The 23,306-nt window shown below is 48.4% G+C and carries 21 protein-coding genes; 7 read left to right on the top strand and 14 right to left on the bottom strand.

Annotation, left to right across the window (positions count from 1 at the left end; translation table 11 throughout):
• Positions 1 to 51: 51 nt before the first annotated feature.
• On the top strand, positions 52 to 915 hold the full coding sequence (locus ACYQ2M_RS06190; RefSeq protein WP_459915454.1) for a YitT family protein: 864 nt from the start codon (positions 52 to 54) through the stop codon (positions 913 to 915).
• 404 nt (positions 916 to 1,319) lie between these two features.
• Positions 1,320 to 1,625 carry a YhbY family RNA-binding protein gene (locus ACYQ2M_RS06185; RefSeq protein WP_459915453.1) on the top strand — a complete coding sequence of 102 codons (306 nt, stop codon included), beginning with the start codon at positions 1,320 to 1,322 and terminating at the stop codon, positions 1,623 to 1,625.
• Positions 1,626 to 1,674: 49 nt separating this feature from the next.
• On the opposite strand, the gene ACYQ2M_RS06180 is transcribed toward ACYQ2M_RS06185, so the two are convergent.
• Complete coding sequence (locus ACYQ2M_RS06180) at positions 1,675 to 2,745, bottom strand: NAD(P)H-dependent glycerol-3-phosphate dehydrogenase (RefSeq protein ID WP_459915452.1); 1,071 nt, start codon at positions 2,743 to 2,745, stop codon at positions 1,675 to 1,677.
• A gap of 320 nt (positions 2,746 to 3,065) precedes the next feature.
• Between ACYQ2M_RS06180 and ACYQ2M_RS06175 the strand changes: the two genes are divergently transcribed.
• Positions 3,066 to 3,944, top strand: a complete 879-nt coding sequence (locus ACYQ2M_RS06175) for a LuxR C-terminal-related transcriptional regulator (protein ID WP_459915451.1) — start codon at positions 3,066 to 3,068, stop codon at positions 3,942 to 3,944.
• A 41-nt stretch (positions 3,945 to 3,985) separates the two neighbouring features.
• Here the strand turns inward: ACYQ2M_RS06175 and ACYQ2M_RS06170 are convergent, their stop codons facing one another.
• Positions 3,986 to 4,885, bottom strand: a complete 900-nt coding sequence (locus ACYQ2M_RS06170; RefSeq protein ID WP_459915450.1) for a TIGR01777 family oxidoreductase — start codon at positions 4,883 to 4,885, stop codon at positions 3,986 to 3,988.
• Positions 4,886 to 5,671: 786 nt separating this feature from the next.
• Here ACYQ2M_RS06170 and ACYQ2M_RS06165 point away from each other — a divergent pair.
• Together ACYQ2M_RS06165 and ACYQ2M_RS06160 are read left to right on the top strand one after the other, a co-directional pair.
• The gene (locus tag ACYQ2M_RS06165; protein WP_459915449.1) at positions 5,672 to 6,622 is read left to right on the top strand and encodes a histone deacetylase family protein; all 951 of its coding nucleotides are present in this window, start codon (positions 5,672 to 5,674) and stop codon (positions 6,620 to 6,622) included.
• A gap of 17 nt (positions 6,623 to 6,639) precedes the next feature.
• Positions 6,640 to 7,326, top strand: coding sequence for a CBS and ACT domain-containing protein (locus ACYQ2M_RS06160; RefSeq protein WP_459915448.1), 687 nt, complete (start codon positions 6,640 to 6,642; stop codon positions 7,324 to 7,326).
• 579 nt (positions 7,327 to 7,905) lie between these two features.
• Here ACYQ2M_RS06160 and rlmN read toward each other — a convergent pair.
• The 11 genes from rlmN to ACYQ2M_RS06105 form a co-directional block, all read right to left on the bottom strand.
• Positions 7,906 to 9,027 (bottom strand): 23S rRNA (adenine(2503)-C(2))-methyltransferase RlmN, encoded by a 1,122-nt coding sequence (gene rlmN, locus ACYQ2M_RS06155; protein ID WP_459915447.1) that lies wholly within the window; start codon positions 9,025 to 9,027, stop codon positions 7,906 to 7,908.
• A complete protein-coding gene (locus ACYQ2M_RS06150; protein ID WP_459915446.1) occupies positions 9,018 to 10,415 on the bottom strand; it encodes a sigma-54-dependent transcriptional regulator in 1,398 nt (465 codons plus the stop codon). Before ACYQ2M_RS06150 ends, rlmN begins: the two co-directional genes overlap by 10 nt.
• Positions 10,415 to 11,935 (bottom strand): sensor histidine kinase, encoded by a 1,521-nt coding sequence (locus ACYQ2M_RS06145; RefSeq protein WP_459915445.1) that lies wholly within the window; start codon positions 11,933 to 11,935, stop codon positions 10,415 to 10,417. Before ACYQ2M_RS06145 ends, ACYQ2M_RS06150 begins: the two co-directional genes overlap by 1 nt.
• The gene (locus tag ACYQ2M_RS06140; RefSeq protein ID WP_459915444.1) at positions 11,932 to 12,429 is read right to left on the bottom strand and encodes a hypothetical protein; all 498 of its coding nucleotides are present in this window, start codon (positions 12,427 to 12,429) and stop codon (positions 11,932 to 11,934) included. The genes ACYQ2M_RS06145 and ACYQ2M_RS06140 overlap by 4 nt, the downstream gene beginning before the upstream one ends.
• Before the next feature lie 14 nt (positions 12,430 to 12,443).
• Positions 12,444 to 13,028, bottom strand: a complete 585-nt coding sequence (locus ACYQ2M_RS06135) for a hypothetical protein (RefSeq protein WP_459915443.1) — start codon at positions 13,026 to 13,028, stop codon at positions 12,444 to 12,446.
• A gap of 245 nt (positions 13,029 to 13,273) precedes the next feature.
• On the bottom strand, positions 13,274 to 14,977 hold the full coding sequence (locus ACYQ2M_RS06130; RefSeq protein ID WP_459915442.1) for a sulfite exporter TauE/SafE family protein: 1,704 nt from the start codon (positions 14,975 to 14,977) through the stop codon (positions 13,274 to 13,276).
• Between the two features lie 234 nt (positions 14,978 to 15,211).
• A complete protein-coding gene (locus ACYQ2M_RS06125) occupies positions 15,212 to 15,979 on the bottom strand; it encodes a 2Fe-2S iron-sulfur cluster-binding protein (protein ID WP_459915441.1) in 768 nt (255 codons plus the stop codon).
• Between the two features lie 15 nt (positions 15,980 to 15,994).
• On the bottom strand, positions 15,995 to 16,444 hold the full coding sequence (locus ACYQ2M_RS06120) for a CBS domain-containing protein (protein WP_459915440.1): 450 nt from the start codon (positions 16,442 to 16,444) through the stop codon (positions 15,995 to 15,997).
• Between the two features lie 11 nt (positions 16,445 to 16,455).
• Positions 16,456 to 16,674, bottom strand: coding sequence for a hypothetical protein (locus ACYQ2M_RS06115; RefSeq protein WP_459915439.1), 219 nt, complete (start codon positions 16,672 to 16,674; stop codon positions 16,456 to 16,458).
• Between the two features lie 100 nt (positions 16,675 to 16,774).
• Positions 16,775 to 18,946 (bottom strand): FAD-dependent oxidoreductase, encoded by a 2,172-nt coding sequence (locus ACYQ2M_RS06110; protein ID WP_459915438.1) that lies wholly within the window; start codon positions 18,944 to 18,946, stop codon positions 16,775 to 16,777.
• A gap of 44 nt (positions 18,947 to 18,990) precedes the next feature.
• The gene (locus ACYQ2M_RS06105; RefSeq protein ID WP_459915437.1) at positions 18,991 to 19,506 is read right to left on the bottom strand and encodes a 4Fe-4S dicluster domain-containing protein; all 516 of its coding nucleotides are present in this window, start codon (positions 19,504 to 19,506) and stop codon (positions 18,991 to 18,993) included.
• 724 nt (positions 19,507 to 20,230) lie between these two features.
• Between ACYQ2M_RS06105 and ACYQ2M_RS06100 the strand changes: the two genes are divergently transcribed.
• Both ACYQ2M_RS06100 and ACYQ2M_RS06095 read left to right on the top strand, forming a co-directional pair.
• Entirely contained in the window at positions 20,231 to 20,653 is a 423-nt protein-coding gene (locus ACYQ2M_RS06100) for a hypothetical protein (protein WP_459915436.1), read from the top strand.
• Positions 20,654 to 20,898: 245 nt separating this feature from the next.
• Entirely contained in the window at positions 20,899 to 21,513 is a 615-nt protein-coding gene (locus ACYQ2M_RS06095; protein ID WP_459915435.1) for a helix-turn-helix domain-containing protein, read from the top strand.
• Between the two features lie 224 nt (positions 21,514 to 21,737).
• On the opposite strand, the gene ACYQ2M_RS06090 is transcribed toward ACYQ2M_RS06095, so the two are convergent.
• The gene (locus ACYQ2M_RS06090; RefSeq protein ID WP_459915434.1) at positions 21,738 to 23,261 is read right to left on the bottom strand and encodes a sensor histidine kinase; all 1,524 of its coding nucleotides are present in this window, start codon (positions 23,259 to 23,261) and stop codon (positions 21,738 to 21,740) included.
• Positions 23,262 to 23,306: the final 45 nt, after the last annotated feature.

Here is a 23,306-nt window from a genome sequence, read left to right as displayed (position 1 = left end):
TTTTTCATATACTGCCATGCCTGTTTTGGGCTATTAACTGGAAATCATCCCATGACCATTGAAAAAAAACAATTGCTGTCATCCGTATTATGGAACCTGTTTCTTCTAACAACAGGCTCCATTATTGCTGCCATTGGCTTTAATTCCATCATTATTCCCCACGGGTTTGTCACAGGGGGGTTGTCCGGGCTGTGCCTGCTGTTTTACTATGTTACCAATTTGTTTTCCACCGGTATCTGGTATCTGCTTATCAATATCCCCCTGTTCCTTGTCGGATGGGTGAAGATCAGTCGACGGTTTTTCTTTTACAGTCTTTACGGCATGATCGCCTTTTCCCTTTCACTGGAATTTATCTCCTTTGAAATCGCCATAAAAGATCCATTTTTGGCCATTCTGGCCGGGGGAACGATTATGGGGATTGGCGGGGGTATGGGGCTACATTCACTGGGCTCCATGGGGGGGCTTGATATTGTCAGTATCATGCTAAATCAGAAGTATGGCATCGGCATTGGTAACTTTCTGTTTGCCTTTAACATGGTGCTGTTTGCCTTCAGTTTCACCATGCTGGATACAGACCTTGTGTTGTATTCCATTGCATTGAGCTATGTCTCCTCACAGGTGCTGGACTACGTGTTGACTATGTTCAACCAGCGAAAGATGATAGTTATTATTTCAGACTTTCACAACGAGATTGCCGATACCATCAAGCAAAAATTGAACAGGGGAGCAACCTTCCTCAATGGCTCCGGTGCGTACTCCGGCAGAGAGAAAAAAGTTATTTTAACGGTGGTCCATAATTATCAGCTCAAGCGCCTTGAAGAGGCGGTGCTTCTGATTGATCCCAATGCCTTCATGATCACGGAAAATACCTTTAATGTTCTGGGCCTGGGATTTTCAAAGCCCAAGACCTACTAGTACAGCGTCATATCTTAATTTTAGGATAACTGATTCTGAACAGCTCAGAGATACACTGTTCCGGGAGATGCAGTATCCTAAATTTTAGCCTTGACCATGCGCTAGTGGTTACTGCCATGTATGTTTATATGAAACCACTGCCTCAAAGTACCGATAGCAGCGCCCCCAACGGTCGGACCGCTCACCCATTGGGGGCAGCATAATGCCATTTTTAATATTTGTTGTGTAAGCCGACATTACCGTTATGAAAAAGGGTAAATATTTCGGCCAACACCCCATTTTTATCCATTTGGGCATGCTCTCATAGCCTTATGTATGCTATGCAGTCGCCAATAGGCGAATATGGGGCACTGGCCAATCCTTTACAATACCAACCCGAATATTTACAAAAAAGGAAATATAAATTGAAAGCGTTAAAAGGATCACAGCGGAAATATTTAAGGGGACTTGCCCATGGTTTGAACCCTGCGGCATTTGTGGGACAAAAAGGTCTCACCGATGCCCTTGTCAGTGAAGTCAACGAGGGACTGGAGGCTGCTGAACTGATCAAGGTAAAGTTTGTTGATTATAAAGAAAAAAACACAAAGACCGCATTGGCCGAGGATATTGCCCGGCGCACCGATTCTCATCTTGCCGGGCTCATAGGCCATGTGGCCATATATTACAGGGAACACAGAGACCCTGAAAAACGAAATATCAAAATCCCCTGACCCCAACTATTCGGGTGGTCGATGTTGTGACCGGGACCCGTATTCGTAATTAACAGATCTGATCAGATCCTTCTTCTGACTCATATCTGTCAATTTCACTGGTTTCATGGCCCAGGGGCCGTGTCATTAAGCGGGTGATGGCGTTTTTCGGGGTGCTGTTTTCATACAGTGCCCGATAGACTTCGTTGATGATGGGCAGTTCAATGTTGAGTTTTTTTGCCAGGTGGTATATGGATTTTGTGTTCCTTACCCCTTCTGCCACGCTGCGTCGTTTGTTCTGGATGTCCGCCAGGCTCATACCCTGGCCCAGCTGTTTGCCCACGGTGTAATTTCGGCTTAAATCCCCGGTGCAGGTGAGGATGAGATCCCCCACCCCGGAAAGTCCGGAAAAGGTGTGGGGATTGGCCCCCATGTGCATGCCCAACCGTCTGATTTCAGCAAGCCCCCGGGTAATCAGCGCCGCCCGGCTGTTCAGTCCCAGCCCCATGCCGTCCACAAAACCTGCGGCAATGGCAATGACGTTTTTCACCGCTCCCCCAAGTTCAAGCCCGATGGGATCCTCATTGACATAAATTCTGAAATAATCTGTGGCAAAAATATGCTGAATTCTGGTGGCCACGGCATTGTTTTTTGCCCCCACACTGATTGCGGTGGGAACTTTCTGGGCCACTTCCCGGGCAAAACTTGGGCCTGATAATACCACAATATTGTCCGGGTTCAGGCATGGAAGCACTTCTTTTAGCACTCCGTACATGGTCAGATATGTTCCGTCTTCAATGCCCTTGGATGCTGTGATAACGACGGTATCGCTGGCAATGTAAGGTGCCATGCGGATACCCATGTCCCGCATGGTGTGGGAAGGTACCACCACCAGCAGAATTTTGTTGCTTTTTACCACCGTTTCAAGGTCATTGGAGGGCAGCAGGTTCGGTGAGAGCTCAATGTCCGGGAGGAACATTTTGTTTTCCCGGTGGGAGACAATGTCTTGCACCACTTCTTTTTCATAGGCCCACAAATTCACTTTATATCCTTTCACGGCCAGAAGGTTGGCAAGGGCTGTGCCCCAGCTTCCGGCCCCGATAACACCTATCTGCTCTACCTCTTCAATTATTTTGTCCATGATATTCTTCCTGAATTGTATTCATTTGATAGTTATTGCTGATTTTTTATAGTACCCACATGTCCTGGTGGCCACAGGGAATGATGAAAATGGCAATATGCCGCCCCCTGGGGCTTGCCATTCCACGGCATCCTGTTTATAACTGTTATCTGGGCTGTAGTCAATTTTCAGATTTTGATGCCTTGTCAGATGTCCCTGCTAATGGGTGGAACATACAAAGAAATTTCTTTAAATGTTCCTTCTGGTGGGAAAATTGGAAAATCGACAGGAACGATTTAAGGTCCTTTTGCAGGGGGCAGTGAACCCGATGGAGTGTAAATATGGATAAAGCAAGTATCTGGGATATCAATTTTACCATGCACAACAGCGTGTTTGATTCTCTGTCTGCCCATCTTGCAATTCTCGATGAGAACGGTACCATTATTTCCACCAACCGGGCCTGGAATGAAAGTGCCCAAAAAAGAGGAAATCCCTGCGGTGATGATGTGCCCGGGGAAAATTATCTGAAGGTGTGCGCCAATATCATGGGCCATAATCGTCAGAAAACCCTGGAGATCATTGAGGGCATCCAGGGGGTGATCGACGGCTCCATTGGGGAATTTTGCATGGCGTATCAGGTGCATACCCCCGGTGAGCGTATCTGGTTCCAGATTCGGGTGCTGCGCCTCTCAGGGCAGGAGGATTTAAAACTCCTGGTGAGTCATGAAGATATCACCGGCTTGAAACTGGCTGAGGAAGCCCTTCGTCTTGGTAAAGAAGACCTGAAAAAGCAGAAACAGCGTCTGGAAGAAAAGAACATTGCCTTGAAGGTGCTGCTGGAACAGCGAGAAGCAGATAAAAGGGATCTGGAACAGAATGTGCTGGGCAATGTCAAGGAAATGGTGCGTCCCTATCTTGATCGTTTGAAGGCCGCTCCCCTGAGGGCAGAAGATCGGAAAATTGTGGAACTTATCGATTCCCAGCTCATGGCGATTGTTTCGCCTTTCATGAATCGCTTAAGCCATGCCGGGATTTTCTTAACCCCCCAGGAGCTCCAGGTGGCCACCCTGGTCAAAGAGGGAAAGCCCAGTAAGGAGATTGCCGATATCTTGTATCTTTCCGATGCCACAGTGCACTTTCATCGAAAAAATATCCGGAAAAAACTGGGCCTTTCCCATCGGAAAAAAAATCTTCGTTCCCATCTGATGTCATTGTCCTGAAGCCATTGCCCGGGCCCAAGTGATGACCGCTTCCCACGGGTTCATGTAAGAATTTCCTGTAATGCCGGCTTAAGGCAGGGAAATTTAAATTGAAATCCCGCCTGGGTCAGTGCCTGGGGAACGCCTTTTTGACTGCTCATGAGGGCATGGCTCATTTCTCCCAATAATAGTTTCATCATAAATGCCGGAGCCGGCATGATGCTGGGTCGGTTTAATACGTTGCCAAGTGTTTTTGCAAAGGTTTTTTGTCTCACCGCCTCCGGTGCACAGAAATTAAAGGGACCGGAAAGATTTGGTGTGTCCATGAGAAAAAGGATGGCCCCCACAAGGTCATCCATGTGAATCCAGGGAAACCAGTGCAGTCCCCTGCCAAGGGGGCCCCCGGCAAAGTATTTAAAGGCTGGAAGCATTTTGACAAGGGCGCCTCCGTTTTTGCCCAGCACCACCCCAAAGCGCATACGGACCACTCGGCATCCGGTTGCCTCTGCCTTTATGGATTCTTTTTCCCAATCTATGCACACCGATGCCAGAAAATCATTTCCCGGTCCCCTGTCCTCTGTTAACAGTGCTTCCCCGCCGTCTCCATAATATCCAATGGCCGAGGTGTTTAACAACAAAGAGTGATTGTTTTTGGGTAGTGCGTCTACAATGTGCTTTGTGGTCAGAATCCGGCTGTGATAAATTTGGAGTTTATACCTCTTTGTCCAGTAGCCGAAAATATTTTTGCCGGTAAGATTAATGATGACATCTGCATCCGGCACTGCATCCTGCCATGGGCCGGGCCGGGTGGTGTCGGCAGGTATCCATTTAAGCTTGTCTGTGGTGATCCGGGGATGTGTCCTGGATGTGCCGATGCCTGTCATGGTATGCCCCCCGGCAAGCAAGGTTTCGGTGAGGCGAGTGCCCACAAAGCCAGATGCTCCTGTTATGATTATGTTCATATGTGTTCTCCTTTTTTATATGAAGTGCCATACAAAAAGCTGCAATTATGAGAGTTTCAATCTTCGTTGTGCCAGAGATTTGCTGCCATTATTGTGTTGATTTGCTGAATACATTACTTAATGATTTAGGAGTCTTATGGTTATACGCAAAAAAAAGACTCCGGAATCCAACAAGAACCTTTGTGTTTTTGTGGCTGACGTTATGATTCATTTCGTTTCTAGCACATATTCGTGACAAAAGCATGCTGCCCGATAAAAAAATAACCCTCAATAAACAATAGCTTCGTCAACTATATTCTTGATCAGGTTGCCAGCTATATGATGCGTTCTCAAAATCATAAATGTACAACACATTGACTCTTGCGCTCCTGATCAAAGCTCATTTTAAAAATTGACGAAGGTATTGATAAAACATGCCGGAGCAGTTCTGGGAAAACCGGCCAACAAAAACTTGAACATCGCGTTATGGTCTTGGGAAAATATATGCCAGCGAATGGGACAATTGCCCCAGAAAATGCCAAACGCAGAGATGATGGCTGCTGTTTTCACTTTCTTTTTTATTATTCTCTTGACACAATATAAAAATATGTGAAGAGTAGTGTATTCAAGGAATACGATAGAAAAAATGAATGAAGTTCATGGGATTACCCCGTCACTGCATTCCATATCCATTTGGAATGACAGGAGCTGTACAGCCCGGTCACCCATTGGGAAATCCCTCGGAATGCAGAAAAATTATTTGAAACAATAATGAATTCCGGTTTGTCCGGATGGGGAAACTTTTATATGAAAAAAACCGGTTATTTGCATGACAACAGATATATGCTCCATGATACAGGCCCCTATCATCCCGAGATTGCCGATCGACTTCTGGCCGTATACGAGGGTATTAAAGCCCAGGGGATGCTGGAGCATCTTACCATGATACCAGCCTCCCGGGCGGACGTAAACTGGATTGAAGCAGTCCATGATCCCGATTATATCCGGCGGTTTGAAGAGATCTGCCTCTCCGGTCACAATACCTTTGATGACCCGGACAACTGTATTTCCATGGATTCCTATGAGTCTGCCTTTCTGGCAGTGGGCGGTATCCTGGACACCATTGATCTGATGATGGAGGGGGATATTGATAATGCCTTTTGTGCCGTTCGTCCTCCGGGTCACCATGCGGAACGGGACAAGGCCATGGGCTTTTGTTATTTTAATAATATTGCCATAGCCGCCCGCTATCTCCAGGAAAAATGGGGTATAAAAAAAGTTGCCATCATTGACATTGATGTACACCATGGCAATGGGACCCAGCATATTTTTGAACGGGATCCATCGGTGTTTTATTATTCCATCCACGAACACCCCTCCTTTGCCTACCCCGGCACCGGAAGGGATTTTGAAGTGGGGACCCTGGGGGGGCATGGATTTACCAAAAATTCCCTGGTACTTCCCGGGCAGGGAGATGATACCTATTACATGTTGATCCAGGGTGATCTTATGCCCGCCATGAACCAATTTGAGCCCGAAGTGATTCTGGTGTCCACGGGATTTGATGCCCATATAGATGATGAAATGTCTGATATTAAAGTTACCACACCTTGTTTCTCATGGATCATGCAGACCATCATGGATCTGGGGGAGCGCCATTGCAACGGGCGGGTAATCTCCATCCTGGAGGGGGGATATTCTCTGCAGCGATTGCCGGAGCTTGCCAGAAATCATATAAAGATTCTTCTTGATTTATAAAAAACCGGAGGGAAAATATGTTTGTCAGCAATCACATGAAAAGAAAAGTGATCACCATCGATGCGGATGCTTCCGTGTTGGAAGCACAGCAACTCATGGCAGAAAAACAGATTCGCCATCTGCCCATTGTGGACGCTGAAAATAAACTCATTGCCATTGTAACGGACCGGGATATCAGAAGTGCCATACCCTACAGTCTGCTCAAGGAGTCGGGAAACACCCAGACAAAGGAGAATTTGAGCAACTTGAAGGTCAAAGATATCATGAGCGTAAACCCCAAAAGCATTTCTCCCATGGATACCATCCAGGATGCGCTACTTTTGATTCAGAAGTACAAGGTGGGGGCATTTCCTGTCATTGATGAGAATAGAAAACTGCTGGGGGTTCTTTCCGTCAGGGATCTGCTCAGCTCATTTATCAATGTGCTGGGAATCAATGAGCCCGGAACCCTTTTGTGCGTGCTCATGGAAGAAAAGGTGGGGCAGTTGAAAAAGATTGTGGACACCATCACCGAAGAGGGTATTTCCTTTGGCAGCGTGCTGGTCAATCGCCATTGGGATCCCAATCAGCGGGCGGTGTTTATTTATCTTTTAACCAATAATGTCATGCGGGTGAAAAAGAAAATAAAGGCGCTGGGATTTTCCCTGCTGGACCCCATGTCGTGGTACATTGACAGCATTTCCCAGAATCATCAGCAAGATTGATTTCGCCTGCATAAACGGTGAAATTTATTAACTGATTGCGATTTTTGTCATTGATGATTTATTTCGGCCGGAGACGACCACATTTCCTGCCCAATTTTTATGATCACATCATAAAAATTGGGCAGCGACCTTGACAATTCTTCCCATCGTATATAATATATGCTCATAATTGCGGCACATTTTTTCCTCCAAATACCTGATTTCAGGGCTGAGTGCTCCCCTTGGAATTTAACATGATAGTTGGGGGAATTTTTCTTGGTTTTAATTCTGAAGGCAAGGCCTTGCAATAAATTTTTTGTTACTGTGATGTGTCGTGAAACTGTTTTAAGAAAGGAGATTCTCACTATGGAAAATGTATGTAAATCATGTGGTGTAATACTTTTGAGGCATCAGAAGACTTGCCCCTGTTGCGGATCGGTAAAGGCGTATGAAACCCATCATGATACCATCCCCTATCCTGAAACTGAATTGAACGATTCTTTAAGCGATCCCTTTATTGGCGATCGCCATGTCGGTTACTGAGCTGGCATTTCCCTGTTTTATCCCCCTTCAGAAAATCTGTTCTGACTCTTTGAGGATTTATCTGTCAAGTAAAGAAGGATGACAATCTCTTTTATCCTTGTTATTTTTGCCTGAAAGTTGACCACATCCTGCCTGGAGGCTGCGCCCTTTGGCCCACCGTTTGACCACAAACAGGCCAGCAGCCTCCAGAATTGCTGCAAATTGATGCAGTGCCTCGTCGTCAACGGAGTTTAAAGACAATTCTTTTTTTTCCCCACTTTTTTTCGGATCTTTCGATGCTTTGGTGGCGGAGGGGCCGGGATTGTAGGCGATTAGATTAACCCGCACCATTAAGCCTGAGAGATAGTCCACAAGTTGCTCGGCGTCTTTTTTTGCGTCATTGATGCCTTTGATGAGAATGTACTCAATAAAGATAACCCGCCGGGAAATCAGGGGATGTGCCATCAGGGCTTCTTTCAGATCTGTCAGGGAATGGCGCCTGTTGATGGGCATTAGCATTGAGCGGATGTGATCATCAGCACTGTTGATGGAAACTGCAAGGTTCAGCTGGGGCAGGTCCTGCCGGGCCAGGGCTTTAATGCCTGGTATTACACCGCATGTGGAAACCGTCATGTGCCTGAGGGCAATGTCAAATCCCCGGGGCTCGTTGAATACCCTGATGGCCTGGAACAGGGCTTCCAGGTTATCAAAGGGTTCCCCCATCCCCATGAATACAATGTTTTTTATGTTTTTTCCCAGGATGAACCGGGCGGTGAAAAGCTGACCGGTGATTTCATGCACGGCAAGATTCCGGAAAAAGCCATGTTTTGCCGTTTCGCAGAACACACATCCCATGCGACAGCCTGCCTGGGTGGAAACACAAAGCGTGTTGTAGTGCTTCATGGGTATGACAACCGATTCAATGGCAAGGCCGTCTGCAAGTTGAGTCACAAACTTCAGGGTGCCGTTGGTTTCCTGCTGTTGCTCGACTATGTCCATGGATGGGAAAAGTACCTGTTCAAGCAGTCGGGCTGTTAGTCGGGGGGAGTCTTGAAATTCTTGCGCCAGGGAAAATGACGGGTTGCCCTTTTTGATGATTTCACGGATTAGTGCCCTGGCATGAAAGTCTCCCTTGGCATGGTTTGTTTTCAGCCACTGGGCAATGTGACAGCATGTCATTTCAAGAATATTTAAATGCATCGGTAGGTGTCTGCGACGATGTCAAATCGTTTCATTATCTGTTGCAGGGCCTGGCGTTCCAGACCGCATTGCCGGGCGGCCTGGGTGACATTCCCGCTGGTAAGCGAAAGCAGACTGCCAATATAGTTGTGGTTAAACTGATGGAGCAGGGCTTCTTTGGCCTCTTTGTACGGAAGGGTAAAAAGGTTCGCCGGATCAGTCAGATGGGGTTGTATTTTTGGTCTCTGGGCCGGTAATACCATGTCCCCGGGGGAAATGGTGCTATTGTCACTGTGTAAAATACCCTGGATCAGTACATTTTCAAGCTCCCGGACATTGCCTGGCCATTGTTGTTTCAGTAACAGGTCCATCAAAGCTGGATCTATCTCTTTTTCAGGCTTATTGAGTTTTTTGCAGTGTTTGGCCACCAGATGACGGGCAATGGGGGGGATATCGATGATGCGATCCCGTAATGGGGGCAATGTGATTGTGAACACGCTGAGCCGGTAGAAGAAGTCTTCCCGGAATTCACCCAGCTCTATTTTCTGGGCAATGTTGCGATTGGTGGATGCAACGATGCGGACATCCACCTTTCTGGATTTATTTTCTCCCAGGGGTTTGATTTCTTTTTCCTGGAGTACCCGAAGCAGTTTGGTCTGAATGCCGGGGCCTATGTCACCGATTTCATCCAGGAAAATGGTGCCGCCGTGGGCCTCCTGAAAAAGACCTGTTTTATCCATGGCCGCATTGGTAAATGCCCCTTTTTTATATCCAAACAGCTCACTTTCCAGGATGGATTCAGGAATGGTGGGGCAGTTCACTGCCACAAATTTTTTTTTCCCCCTGGGGCTCAAGGCGTGGATGGACTGGGCTGTAAGGTCTTTGCCTGTGCCGGATTCGCCGGTGATAAGAACCGTGACATCACTCTGGGCCACCATGGAAATTTTTCCATAAACGTCCTGCATGGCAGGGCTTTCGCCGATGAGTTTTCCAAAGGTTTCCGATTTTTCCCGGTGCAGTGTCCGGTTTTCTTTGATGAGCCGCCCCCGTTCCAGGGCTTTTTTTACCCGGAACAGGATTTCATCCTGCTCAAAGGGTTTGGAAACAAAATCGTAGGCTCCGTTTTTAATGGCCTTGATAGCCACATCAATGCTTCCAAAGGCGGTGATCATAAGAACCGTGAGATCCGGGTAATGGGTGCTGGCATGCCGAAGGAGTTCAAACCCGTCCATACCCGGCATTTTAATATCGCATAGCATGAGATCAAAAGGCTCCCGTGCAAGAATGGTTACCGCGGTTTCCCCGGAAAAAGCCATGGTGACCCGGCAGTTCAGCTCCATTTCCAGCGTGCGTTTTAGCAGGCGGGTCATATCTTTTTCATCATCCACAACAAGGATGTGGTCAGACATTAGTATACTCCTTTATCCAAAGCTGAAGGCAGGGTGATGCTAAAGGTTGCACCTTTGTTTTCTTCGCTTTGCACCCGGATGCGCCCCCCATGTTTTTTGATAATACCATAACTCACCGAAAGCCCCAGGCCCGTGCCCTGTCCCACGGGTTTGGTGGTGAAAAAGGGATGAAAAATCCGGGTGATATTATGCGGGCTGATGCCTTTGCCATTGTCTTGTATCACAATTGTCGCCTCGTCTGAACGGTTTTTCTGGGTGCTTAGAAATATTTTTCCTTTTTTGTCCACGGCATGGCAGGCATTGATGAGCAGATTGATAACCACCTGCCGGAATTCCTGCTCATTGCCCATGACATTGAGGGGGCCCTCCTTAAAAAGATCAAGGACAATGTCACTGTTTCTGAAATCAGCGTGGTTGTGGACAAATCCCACCACATCGCTCACCACCCGGTTAATGTCGATGATACCCCGCTCCAGGGAATCTTTCCGGGCAAAGGCCAGCATGTCCGACACCACTTTTTTACAGTTTTTGACATGTTTTTCAATGATTTTAAGATCTTCGTGATGCTGTGATGGTTTTTCACTGCCAGCCTCGGCCTTGAGCATCAGCTGGGTATAGCCCAGAATAATGCCCAGGGGGTTATTGATTTCATGGGCCACCCCAGCGGAAAGTTCCCCTAAGGCAGCCAGCTTGTCTGCCTGGGCAATTTGTTCTTCCATTTCCTTTTTTTCATTGATGTTCTTGATGATGAAATGAAAGGTCTTTGCACATCCAAAGGCCCCATAATCAATGCCGCCGGTGATGATGACATAAAGGGCATTGCCCTTTGCGCCCTTGAAATAGGTCTCTTCGTTGAGGATAAATTCGTTTTCCATTATGAGTTGACTGATACGTTGCCATTCCGTTTGGGATGCAAACAATCGGCCCATGGACATGTTTTCCATAACCAGGGTATCTTTTTTATATCCGGTCATGGCCACCCCGGCGGGGTTGATTTCCCGGATGCGCCAGTTTTCATCGGTGACCAGAATGGTGTCCAGGGACTGCTCAAAGATACGGCGGCATTTATGTTCCGAAGTGGTGAGCATTTCGGTGCGTTCCACTACTTTTTGTTCCAGGGTCTGGTTTAGTGATACCAGCTGAGCATGGGTTTCTTCAAGTGCCCTGCGGCCGGAAAGAATTTTGGCATTAATGTTCCAGCTTTGGTTGAAAAAAAGGGTGATGAGCCCCACAAGCATAAAGGAAACCGTATTGATGGTACCGCTGTAAGGAGCAATGGCGGACCAGAGATGGGCCTGGGATGTCAGCAGCAACACCTGTTTGAGAATATGACCAAAGGAGCGGGACAGGGCAAAAAGGGTAAGTCCAGAACAGATCCACATGAGATAGAGAAAGATGGCGTTGTCCGGTTCCTGGGCTCTGAGTTTATGGGTTTTTAAAAGGGAGAGGACCGCAAACAGGATCATTCCAAGGGAGCCCAGGACATCAATGGCCAGGATGGATATATATGGAAAGATCATGGTAGGTGTTTCCTTTTTACAAGGAGGGAAATTCCCCGGTAAAGCAGCATCATTGCCGGCAGGCACAACAGGTGATCCAGTCGCAGCAGGTAGTAGAGTTGTGCCAGTCCTTCATGGTGATTGCCTGCCTTAATTTCAATATGGGTCATGGATAAAAGGGTGGTGGAAATAAAAGATGTCTGGTTATCAAGGAGGTGGACTCCGATGGCATCCATATTCCACAGGATGAAAAAAAGGGCACTGTACTGGATCAATCGCCATCCCTTTTCCCGTTGAAGTTGCTTGCCCTGGATGGTGACAATAAGAATACCCATGGAAATGAGAAAGAACAGATGCCCCAGCTGATGCACAAGAATGCCTTCCGATGCACTGTGCATCTGGGTGGCATGGGCCGGGTCGGGCAGCAATACCACCAACAGCGAGATCATCCATGGCAGGATCGGCATGGACTGAATTTTTATGAATAACTGCCATGGGCAGCGCACTCTTTTCATGCTTTTTCCCCACATCATCGATTGGATTTTTTTGCAAGGCAACGGTGCAGCCAGGTAAGTGTTGGAAACAGGGCATAAACAATGAGAAGAGAAACGAAAAACCAGAGTATGGCGGGGATGTTCCAGGGCAGCAGCGCTTGTCCGTTGGGCATGAAAAGTGCCGGTCTGCCAAAGTACAGATCAAGCATCTGGGGCGTGAAGGTGTGATTCACATAGGCAAGGGTGCACAAAAGGGGCAGCCAGGTGGTTATCAGACTTTTTAAGAGGGATTCAAAAAAAAAGTCGTAATAAGCTCGGTTGAGTTCAGCCTGGTCAATATTTTTCGCAATGGCACGTCCTTTCTGTGTTTCTTCATGGTTCATGGCTTCCTGACGCAGAAGATACCAGTGATCAAAATTTTCCTTTAGCCGGGTGTATCTCCGGGTGTTGAAGTGCTTTTTAAAAAAACGGGAAAAGAGAATGCAGACCAGTACCAGAAGGAAAATAATTATCTCCGGTCCCAGAAAATGCAAAGGAAAGATGGCAGCATCCACCAATCCAGCTGTTTTGAAGATGCCAGCTTCAATCCAGAACCATACGTTGTCCAGTGCTTCGTCCATTGACAGTCCTTTGGGGGCTATTGAAAAAGGGGCCATGATCCGGGCCGTTGAAGCGAGGTCTGTGGCTTGAATTCCCGTTTTTTCATCCGGGAAAGCGTTGAAATACTCCTCGGATGTTTATTGGCTGAAAGGTCCTTGACCGTACAAGGACCTTTGGTGTTGTTTCGGGTTCTGCCGGGGCCTTAAAAATTAAATTTGTCTGGACCCCGGAGAACGCTGTTATGTACGAAAAAAAGCGAACACGATCAGATCCAGATCTCAATTTTAAAAAATCTGAAGAACAGGAAGAACAGGGTGATGGCTAGTATCCATTTGAGCTGGATTTCAGAAAAAAGCGTCTGGAGCCGGCTGCCCAGCATACCACCTGCAAATCCGCCGATGATGATGCTGATGGCCAGCCATAAATCCGGCAGATAACCGTTGAGCAGGTATCCAATGAAGGAGCCGATACTGCTGAAGCAGGTACCCACAAGGGCAATGGGAACGGCAACGTACATGGGAAGCGCCCCTAGGCTTGTCATGGCCGGAACCAGGAGGAAGCCTCCGCCGATACCGAAACTTCTGGACACCACACCGATGCCTAGACCCAGGATGGCAAACAGCAGGGGATTGATTCTGAACTCTTCACCCCAGAATTTGAAGCGGTAATTGGTCAGGCTGGATTCAATGGGTTCAATGGTGCCCATTTCCGCGGCACTGCCCTCTTTTTTGGCCTTGGCAACGGCGGCATTGAATTTCTGAACCATGGCCTTGATGTTTTTGCGTTTTTCCATGGCTTTTGGGGTCAGTTCCTGGAGGGTTTTTATGCCCATGAGGACCACCAGAATTGCCAGCCATTCCTTGTAACTGCTCATGGGAAGGTATGCAATGGCATATTTGCCCAGCCACACGGATCCGATGAAGATACCGGCACCAAAAGACAGGCCGATGGGCCATGCCACCCGGCGTTCTTTAACGGCAAAGCGGTAAAAGGAGCCCAGGGGAGAAAACAGGGTAAGTGCAATGTTGGAAGGACGAAGAACGTTGGCGGCATTTATACCCACCGGGCCTGCGGTCTGAACCACCATGGCCTGAAAGGCAGCCATGAGAAGTCCACCTGCAGCACCGATCATGGAAAAATAAGCGCCCACCAAGATGGCGCCGAGGATGATCCATAAGGGATTCATGTACCGACCACCTTTGTTGAGCCAGAAACCCTTGGGTGCCAAGGTGTAGCTGCCGGCATTTTGGCCGTTGACATATACGTCAAAGGCGGTGTCCGGGGGGGTATGCCTGAAGCTCTTAAATGAGGCAGTGAATTTTCCTGTGGCCTTGTCCAGCTGGATGGATGTGCCCTTGTCCCAGTAATTTCCAGACGCGGCATGATCGGACAGGACGCTTCTGGCAAAGATGGTTACCTTACCCACCTTGGTGCTTTCTTTGGTGATGGTGTTGATACCATAATCGGTTTCGTGGGCATATTTGTTGAATCGCCATTCGGCTTCATCGGCGATGCCGCCCAGCATGCTTTGGGTGGATTCATCCAGCTCTGACCATTTTTTGAGCTTGAACATGGTGGTGCTGTAAAGCCCCCTTTTTCCTTTCTGGGTGAAAAAGGACGGACCACCGAATTTTTTGTCGATGACGGTTCCTAATTTTTCCGGATTGGTGGTGAGCATGTAGTATAAGATGGGAATACTGGTGTCGGTGGTGAAGCCGAATTTTTTGGCTTCTTTGGCCAGTTTTTTCACCTCGGTTTTCCCGGTGGTATCCTTGGGGGAAAATCTGTTTTTGGCAGCGATGCTCAAATAAAGATCGGTTCCTGGCTCAATGGTACCGCTGATCTGAACCATGTCTCCGGCACTGTAGGTGGCGGCGGAAATCGATGCTTCAATGCCCGCGAATGCGTTTGCCGCGGCAAACAACACGAACATGGAAACAATGATGAAACGTGAAATGATTTTCTGCATACTTTTCTCCTTTTGTTTTTTATAAGAAAGTCCCGGCAAACCAGGAAGGACTTTCAATTTTCGTTGTGGGCAGGCCAGATCCCCAATACGGTCTGCCCGTGGCAGTTTTGTATGAAACTTTGGACCAATATACTGCAATGATTGGAGTTTCATTTTTAGTTGTGGCTGTGGTTACAGCCATGTGGGTTATATAAAAATGGTGACAGCAGGGACGTTAGCGGCCATCTGCGTCTGTTATTTGATTCTTTTGGGCATGTGAGTCCGTTCCGTAAGTGCCTTGTCAGACAGCATTTTAACGCAGTTGGGGCAGTAGTTGTGATGCGCCTTTACATGGGGGTGAGAAACCGTGGCATCTTCCACATGATGAAGAAATCGGGTGGTGGCATACCGACGGCCGCACCCTTCACATCTTTCCAGGGGAAGTTGGCAAAATACCTCTCCTTTTATGGCAATGGATCTCACCGTTTCCCTGTCCGTGGATGTTATGACATGGGTGGGGCAGATGTTGGCGCAGGTACCGCAACCAATGCATCGTGTTGGGTCGGCCACCACCCTTTTCCCGGAATCATCCGATATCATCTTAAGGGCTTTGGCCTTGACAATGTCATTGCATACTCGAATGCACAGTCGGCATTGGATACAACCGTCCGGGGGGGGCGTGACCGGTACATTAAATTCCCGGGCAATGCTTCGAATTCTTTCCGCGTCCGGTGCCATCTGAAGCAGTTTGTTAAAGGCCTTGGCTCGGGCCTTTTGAACGAGGGGGGTGTCTGTTTTGACCTCAAGCCCCGGTTTTACCTTGAGAATACAAGATAACATGACAACGGCCTTTCCCGAGTGAGACGTTACTTCCACACCACACAGCTTGCAGGCTCCCGATGGCTTCAGAGCGGGATGGTAGCACAGATGGGGAATCTTTATCCCATTTCTTTTTGCCACCTGAATCAGTGTTTCTCCTTCGTTTGCGGTCAGGGTTTGTCCATCTATGGTAATGTCAACCATTAAATGTGTTCCTCCTTAATCCTGGGCTGCTTCCTGGAGATCCGCTACATAATCCTGGAGGTAATGAAGCTCCTGTGTCAGAGCACCCACATGGTATTTCACGAGATCTTCCAATCCCAGGATGCCTTTGATAGAAGCATCTTCAATCACAGGTAGATGGCGAATTTTTGCCTTGATCATCATGCCCATGGCATCTTTGATTTCATCAACGGGTTCTGCCACAATAAGATTGTGGGTCATCACCGACTGGATTTTTATGTCTGCAATATGTTTTTCCGGAAAGATCACATGGCAGCGCAGCAAATCTCTTTCTGTGAAAATACCGGCCGTTCGTTGATCATCCATGACCAGAAGGGCGGAAATCCCATACCCGGACATGATTTTCAGGGCCGCTGCCACTGTCTCTTCCTGGTCAATGGTACGAAAGGGCCTTTTCTCTTTTTCCAATAACTCTTTAACCTGCATATATTATCCTTTCATGTATGTGATTCAAGGGCCCGGAGGCAGTCCTGTGGTAACCGGTGGGTCCCCATCCCCTGGAGACTTACTTCAATAAGTGCGTCCGGATCATTAATGGCGGTATCCGGGTCGGTGATGATGCCATGGCAACCGATGAAGTCATCCATGTAGGATTCCCATGCCTCATCTTTGGATGTCTGGTATACTTCTATTTTCTGACCCCTTCGAAATTGCATGTTTCCTCCTTTCTTTGTATGAAAGTGCAGGCATGCCTAAGATCACTTTCATGATTCGTTGTGGGCAGTCCGGGTTCAGAATATGGCCTGCCCATGGCTGTTATTTGGGTGTCACAGGATGGCTTGCAACATTAAAACCGGCGCTTTTTTCCCTTGCACAGCTGTTGCACAATTGGACTTTCTGAGTGACAGGTCTGATACCTTCGGTTTTTTTGTTGACGTAATCCAGATATTTGGCTGGCCCCATGACGGCTCCGCAGGATTCACAGTAAACCAGTTTCTGGCGGTTGATCACGGTGCCGCACAGCATTAAAAGCCGCTCGCCGTTTCGATCTTCCATGGTGATGGCACCATTGGGACAATTGGCCACACAGGCGCCACAGGCAATGCAGTTTTCTGCGGTTTTACGAAAATCTGTTTCACCGGGGTTATCAAAGTCCATGTAACCAAATCTGAGGGCATCAATACCCATCTTATCCCGGCACACCTCCACACATTTACCGCAGCGCCTGCAGATATCACAGCGCAGACAGCGCCGGGCCTCTTCCCTGACCATGTTTTCGGTGTAGCCCAGCTCTGCCTGTTGAAACATGGTTCGTCTTCGATCAATGTTGAGCATGGGCATTTCCGGTCGTTTTAAAACCATTTTGGTGCTGGCGGGCATCTCCAGGGGTTTTTCCCTTCGATAGCGTACGGGAACCTTGGGGATTCTGGGCTGGGGCATGCCGTTGAAATAGCGGTCAATGGCTTCTGCTGCCCGTTTCCCGCCACCAATGGCCTCAATGACCGTGGCAGGTCCGGTGACGGCGTCCCCTGCGGCAAATACACCGTGCTGGGATGTTTCCATGGAGGCTTTGGCCACTTCTATGGTCCCCCTGCGGGTCCATTGAACATCCTGGAACTCTTCCATGCCGTTGGTGTCCACAAATTGTCCAATGGCACTGATAACGGCATCAGCTTCCATGATATAGTCGCTGCCCTCAACGGGCACTGGATAAAGGCGGTCACTATCCTCTTTTTTAACAAGTTCTCCCCTCAGGCAACTGAGACCAGTGACTTTTTTCCCATTTCCCACAATGGCGGTGGGGATGGTGAGAAAAGCGAACTTTACCCCCTCTTCTTCGGCATGTTCCACCTCTTCCTCATCAGCGGGCATTTCGGAACGGGTTCTCCGATAGGCAATGGTCACCTCTTTTGCCCCCAGTCTCAGGCTGGTTCGGGCCGCGTCAATGGCTACATTACCGCCGCCGATGATCACCACCCGGTCTCCGGGAACGGTGCGCTGCCCCAGGGCTACATTTTTAAGGAAGATTACGGAGTCAACAACCCCTTTATCCTTGTATTCTTCTTCACCATTCAGGCCCAGCTGGTAGGACTTATGGGCACCAATGGCCAGGAAGAATGCGCCAAACCCCTCTTTTTCCAGGGATTCCAGGGTAACATCCTTGCCAAAAACAGTGTTGTAGCAGATGTCAACCCCCAGATCCTGGATCATGGCCACCTCCCGGTCAATGATCTCCCGGGGAAGACGGTATCTGGGGATCCCCACCATGAGCATGCCTCCGGGTACGGGAAGGGATTCCAGTATCCGGACCCCATATCCCATGAGGGCCAGGTAATAGGCCGCAGAAAGCCCTGCAGGACCCGCCCCCACCACACATACTTTTTTGCCGTTCAGGGGTTTTTGGGGGGGATTGGTGTACAGGCCATGGGACATGGCCCGTTCCGCAGCAAAGGCCTTTAAAAATTTGATGGACACCGGAGTGTCTATCCTGGCCCGGACGCACATCATTTCACAGGGCCGGGTACACACCAAGCCACACACCCAGGGAAGGGGGTTATCATGGCGGATCACCTCAATGGCCTCAGCGTCTCTGCCCTCGGCAATGAGGGAAAGATAGGTGGGTACATCAATACCGGCCGGGCATGCCATCTGACAGGGGGAGGGGGCCAGCCGGATACAGTCCATGGCTGCGCAGTTACCTGTTTCAATGTGGCTTTCAAACACCGGGCCGTGCTTTTCCAGAACCTTTTTTAAATAGGTACCGGTTTTAAGCCCCTGGGGATTCCCGGGATTTTTAAAAAAATCCGCCACCCTGGTATTCACGCCATTTAGATGGTCCTTGCCGGCATGACCGTTGGAAATTTCTTCCAGTAATTTTAAGATTTCTTCTGAAATTCTTATGGTTCTGGGCTCCGTCAGCGCACCTGAATTAAGCTGTCGGGATAAATGAAGGATGGTGCCATGAACCGGACAGACATTTTCAGCCATGTGAACTCCTTTTTCCATTGAAGATTGCCTGGGATACCACGGTATTATGATACAGAGTTTTCAAGTGCAGCCACCAGTTGTGCATGTCGTTCCCGCCGGATCTGGGTCATATCTTCAACCTTTCCAAAATTGAGACATCCGGTGGTACAGGTGGTGACACAGGCCGGTTTGAGGCCCACATCAATTCTGTCTTTACAGTAATCACACTTGACTACTTTGCCTGTTTCCGGGTTCCACTGGGGAGCACCCCAGGGGCATGCTGACACACAGGTCTTGCATCCCACACACAGATCCGGATCAATGAATACAATCCCGTCTTTGGTTCTTTTCTGCATGGCCCCTGTGGGGCAGGCCGCCACGCACCAGGGGTTTTCGCAGTGAAAACAGGGCATAAAAACATAGGACGTCCGGGGAAGCCCGCCAATGAGTTGGGGGCCTATTTGGATGATCTGACACGGGCGGGGTCCGCTGGGAAGTCCTTTGTTGGTTTTGCACTGGATTTCACAGGTTCTGCATCCAATGCATTTCTTTGTATCCTGAAAAAGGTAGTATTTACTCATTCATTGTCTCCAATAGATTTTGGTTGGGCTTGTTCGGGTAATCAACATTTTCGTTTTGACGGATGTTTTCTTCACACCTGGGTGATTTCCGTTTGTTTTTAAAAGTTCAGAAAAAAATGGAACCATTATGTGTAAAACAACCAGGTGAATGAGCCTGGCCGCTGAATCCAGTAAGCAATGACAATGACAAACTCATAAGCAATAATGATGCCATGTTTCCGCCATGGTCAATAAAAACGGTGTTAGGCATTTGTTTGGCTTCTTTTAATTCCCTGTCAAGGGGAATAATCAGAATATTAATGGCCCTGCAGATGCTTTTTTCCCGGTGGAGTCCACAAACTGGGCCACTTTGTGGCCACGGACGGTTTTTAAGGCCTGAAGGGCGCATTAATAATATTGCACTGCAGGGGTTGTATTGCACACTTTGATTTTTTAAAGTATGAATTTAAGTTCAAGTCTTTCCGGACCGATCTCCCGGGGAACGGGGCTGCACCGGATTTTACCCGGGGGGTGATTTATTTATTCAGATGGCCCCATGCGCATCAGACCCCGTATACCGGCCTGGCAACCGGGGGAATTGCCTTTTTGCGGTCTGGGAGGATTGTGCAATGTTTTTTGTGCACCTGGATACGCTGGAAAAACTGGGTTTGATTCTGTCCCCACCCGGGGTGACTGATGGTGTGATCAAGCCCCTTAAACATTATTGATATCAGAAGGAGGATTCATGGGAGCAGGTGGAACAGAAGGGGGAGCCGGACGTTTTTTTATAGGTTTTATCATGATGTGTGCGGGGTTTTACATGCTGTTGAGTGCCATTACTGTCACCTCCGGGTTTCATCTGGGGCTTGGCATTTACCGCTTTTCCATGATGGGGGCAGGCGTCACTGTCACCAGCGGTATGATTCTTATCCCGTTGATACTGGGGGTGGGCATGATTTTTTATAATTCCCGCAATATATTGGGCTGGCTGTTGTCTCTGGGGGCAATGGTTGCACTGCTTTTCGGGGTGATTTCCACCCTCCGGATGGGGTTTCGGCCCATGAGCGCCTTTGATCTGATCACTATCCTTGTGCTGGCTTTTGGAGGCCTGGGGTTGTTTTTAAGTTCCTTGCGGGGAACGCCTGCTGATTCTGTGAAAGATAAGTAGGCCTACGCCTTGATGATGGCGTGCATTCATGTTAGATATCAAGGATATGTTTGACTCCAGATGATCAATGGTAAAGATTCGGTCAGCACCCCATCTTTGTCAGTTTTGGCATGCTTGCATGGCATTGGTATGCTGCGCAGCCCCAGACTGGCCAATATGGAGCATTGTCCACACATTTACATGGGCAAACCGAATATTTACAATTAATGAACCCATTTTTCCCGCTAAAGAATGGATTACCCGATATGCCCCATACCATGGACATCAATATAAAAGATGAAGTTGCCGCCCTGAATCTTGGGAAAAAAATAAAAAGTCTTAGGACCTTAAGGGGGTTTACCCTCCAGGCGGTGTCGGATATCACCGGATTGTCAAAACCGTTGCTTTCCCAGATAGAAAATAACATTGCGGCCCCCCCCATTGCCACCCTTATTAAGATTGCAACGGCGCTTGGGGTTAAAATCAGCCATTTTTTTCAGGATGAGTCCATGGATCACAGCCGCATTACTGTAGTGCGAAAGGACCAGCGATATGGGGTCAGAAAATTATCCCATCACACCTACAGTTCCGACATCGGCTACCGGTATCAGTCCCTGGCGTATCCCATGGCAGACAAGCAGATGGAACCTTTTATTGCAGAAATTGAGACCCGGCGTGATGACCAGTTACTGTACAACAACCATGTGGGGGAAGAGTTCATGTTTCTTCTGGAAGGAGAGCTGGAGTTTCGCACTGCCAAGCAGACCCATGTGATCAGCAAGGGAGACGCCATCTATTTTGATTCAAGTATTCCCCATGCCGTCCGGGGCATAGGGGGAACTGCACAAATTCTTGTAATTGTCTTTACACCGCGTGGGTAATTATATGTTTTTTGTTTTAAATATTCGTTGTGTCCGTGAGGACATGAGTCTTTTATATGAAAAATTAAGGTGTTGGGTTTTGGCTACTAGGATTTAACAGTAATTACTTTTTCATTGTTTGTGGTGACAGGTGGTTGCAGCCATGTGGATTTTTCATTGATATAAAAACCTGAAACTGAGATTTTTCCCCACCGTCGCCCGGGGATGTCATGGTTTCAGGTTTTTTACATAAGGCCCATGGTGCCCACCGGCCCGATGGTATTTTTCAGGGGTAGAAGCACCGTGAAGATGGTGCCTTTGTTCACTTCACTTTCCACGTTGATGTATCCCCCAAGTTTATCCACAATGCCTTTAACAATGGAAAGACCCAGCCCGGTACCGGTGATGAACCGGGTTTTATCATTTTTGACCCGGTAGAACCGATCAAAAATTTTTTCCATGTATTTTGCGTCAATGCCAAAGCCATTGTCCATGACTCGGACCCGGATATTGTTGCCGGTGACATCACAGCTGACGTTGATTTCTCCACCCTCCTGGGTGTAGTTGATGGCATTGGATATAAGATTGCCGAAAAGGCTTTCCAGGGCCATGAAATCTGCGGTGATGGCCGGGATGGGGCAGGGTGGCGGAACGATATTTAATGCCTGGTTTTTTGCCAATGCCCGGGCCTTTAAAAAATCACCTATGCCTTTGAGTAGTTCATCCATTTTCACAGGGGTGGATTCCCGGGCCGATGAGATGCCGGCCTCAATGCGGGACAGATCCAGAAGGTCGCCGATGGTGGAGATTAATCCGGCGGTTTTCTCCTTTGCCCGGGACAGCATATATTGCTCTTCTTCGCTTGCACCCGGCCTTTTTTCGTTCATCACAATTTTGAGTTGTTCATGGATGGTGGCCAGGGGGGAACGCAGTTCATGGGTGACCTTGGCCACAAACTCTGATTTTAACTGATCCAGGGCCTTCATGGCGGAAATGTCCATGATGTTCACCACAGCCCCCAGGCATTCTCTTTTTTCCCCCAGCACCGGACGGCATCGTGCCAGAATGGATTTCCCATTGTTGACATCCATCTCATGGGCAGGGATATCAGTATAATCAATATATCTTCCCCGGGAAATATCCAGAATCAACTGGCACAGGGCCTCATCTTCAATGAAATCTCCAATGGGCAGGCCTGGTTTCTTGTCCGTGGTGATGTCCAGATGGTGGTAGCAGGTCGGATTGATTAGGACCACATTACCACTGGCATTGGTTACCAGAACTCCGTTGGGAAGCGATTCAATGATGGTATGGGTCCGGCTCTGTTCTGTGTGCAGGTCTGCCAGGGTTCTTTTTCTGTCTTGGGCAAGTTTTTCTGTTTCCAGGGCCAGCTCTATTTTTTCCCTGGCCCTGGATACGGCAATCCGAAGCTGTTCCGGTTGATAGGGTTTGGGAATGAAGTTGTAGGCCCCAAGCTTCATGGCTTCAATGGCGGTTTCCACGGTGGCATACCCGGTGATGACAATGACAATGATACCCCGGTCCATGGCCATGATGCGTTTTAACACCTCCATGCCGTCCATGCCGGGCATTTTCATGTCTAAAAGCACAATCCCTGCCGGGTGGTCCTGGAGCAGGGCCAGCCCCTCGTCCCCCCGGGAGGCCAGCAGGACCTCAAAGTTCATGCGCGTAAGGATGCGCTGGGCACCTTCCCTGAGACTCATTTCGTCATCAATGACCAGAATTTTACCGGGGTCCAACTTGTTCATGGCAGGTTCTCCTACGCTTATATTACTGCTTGGTGCGGGTATGTC

This window comes from Desulfocicer niacini (assembly GCF_054657595.1).
Note: the sequence above shows the minus strand (reverse complement) of the source record. Positions and strands in the feature narration are given on the sequence as shown.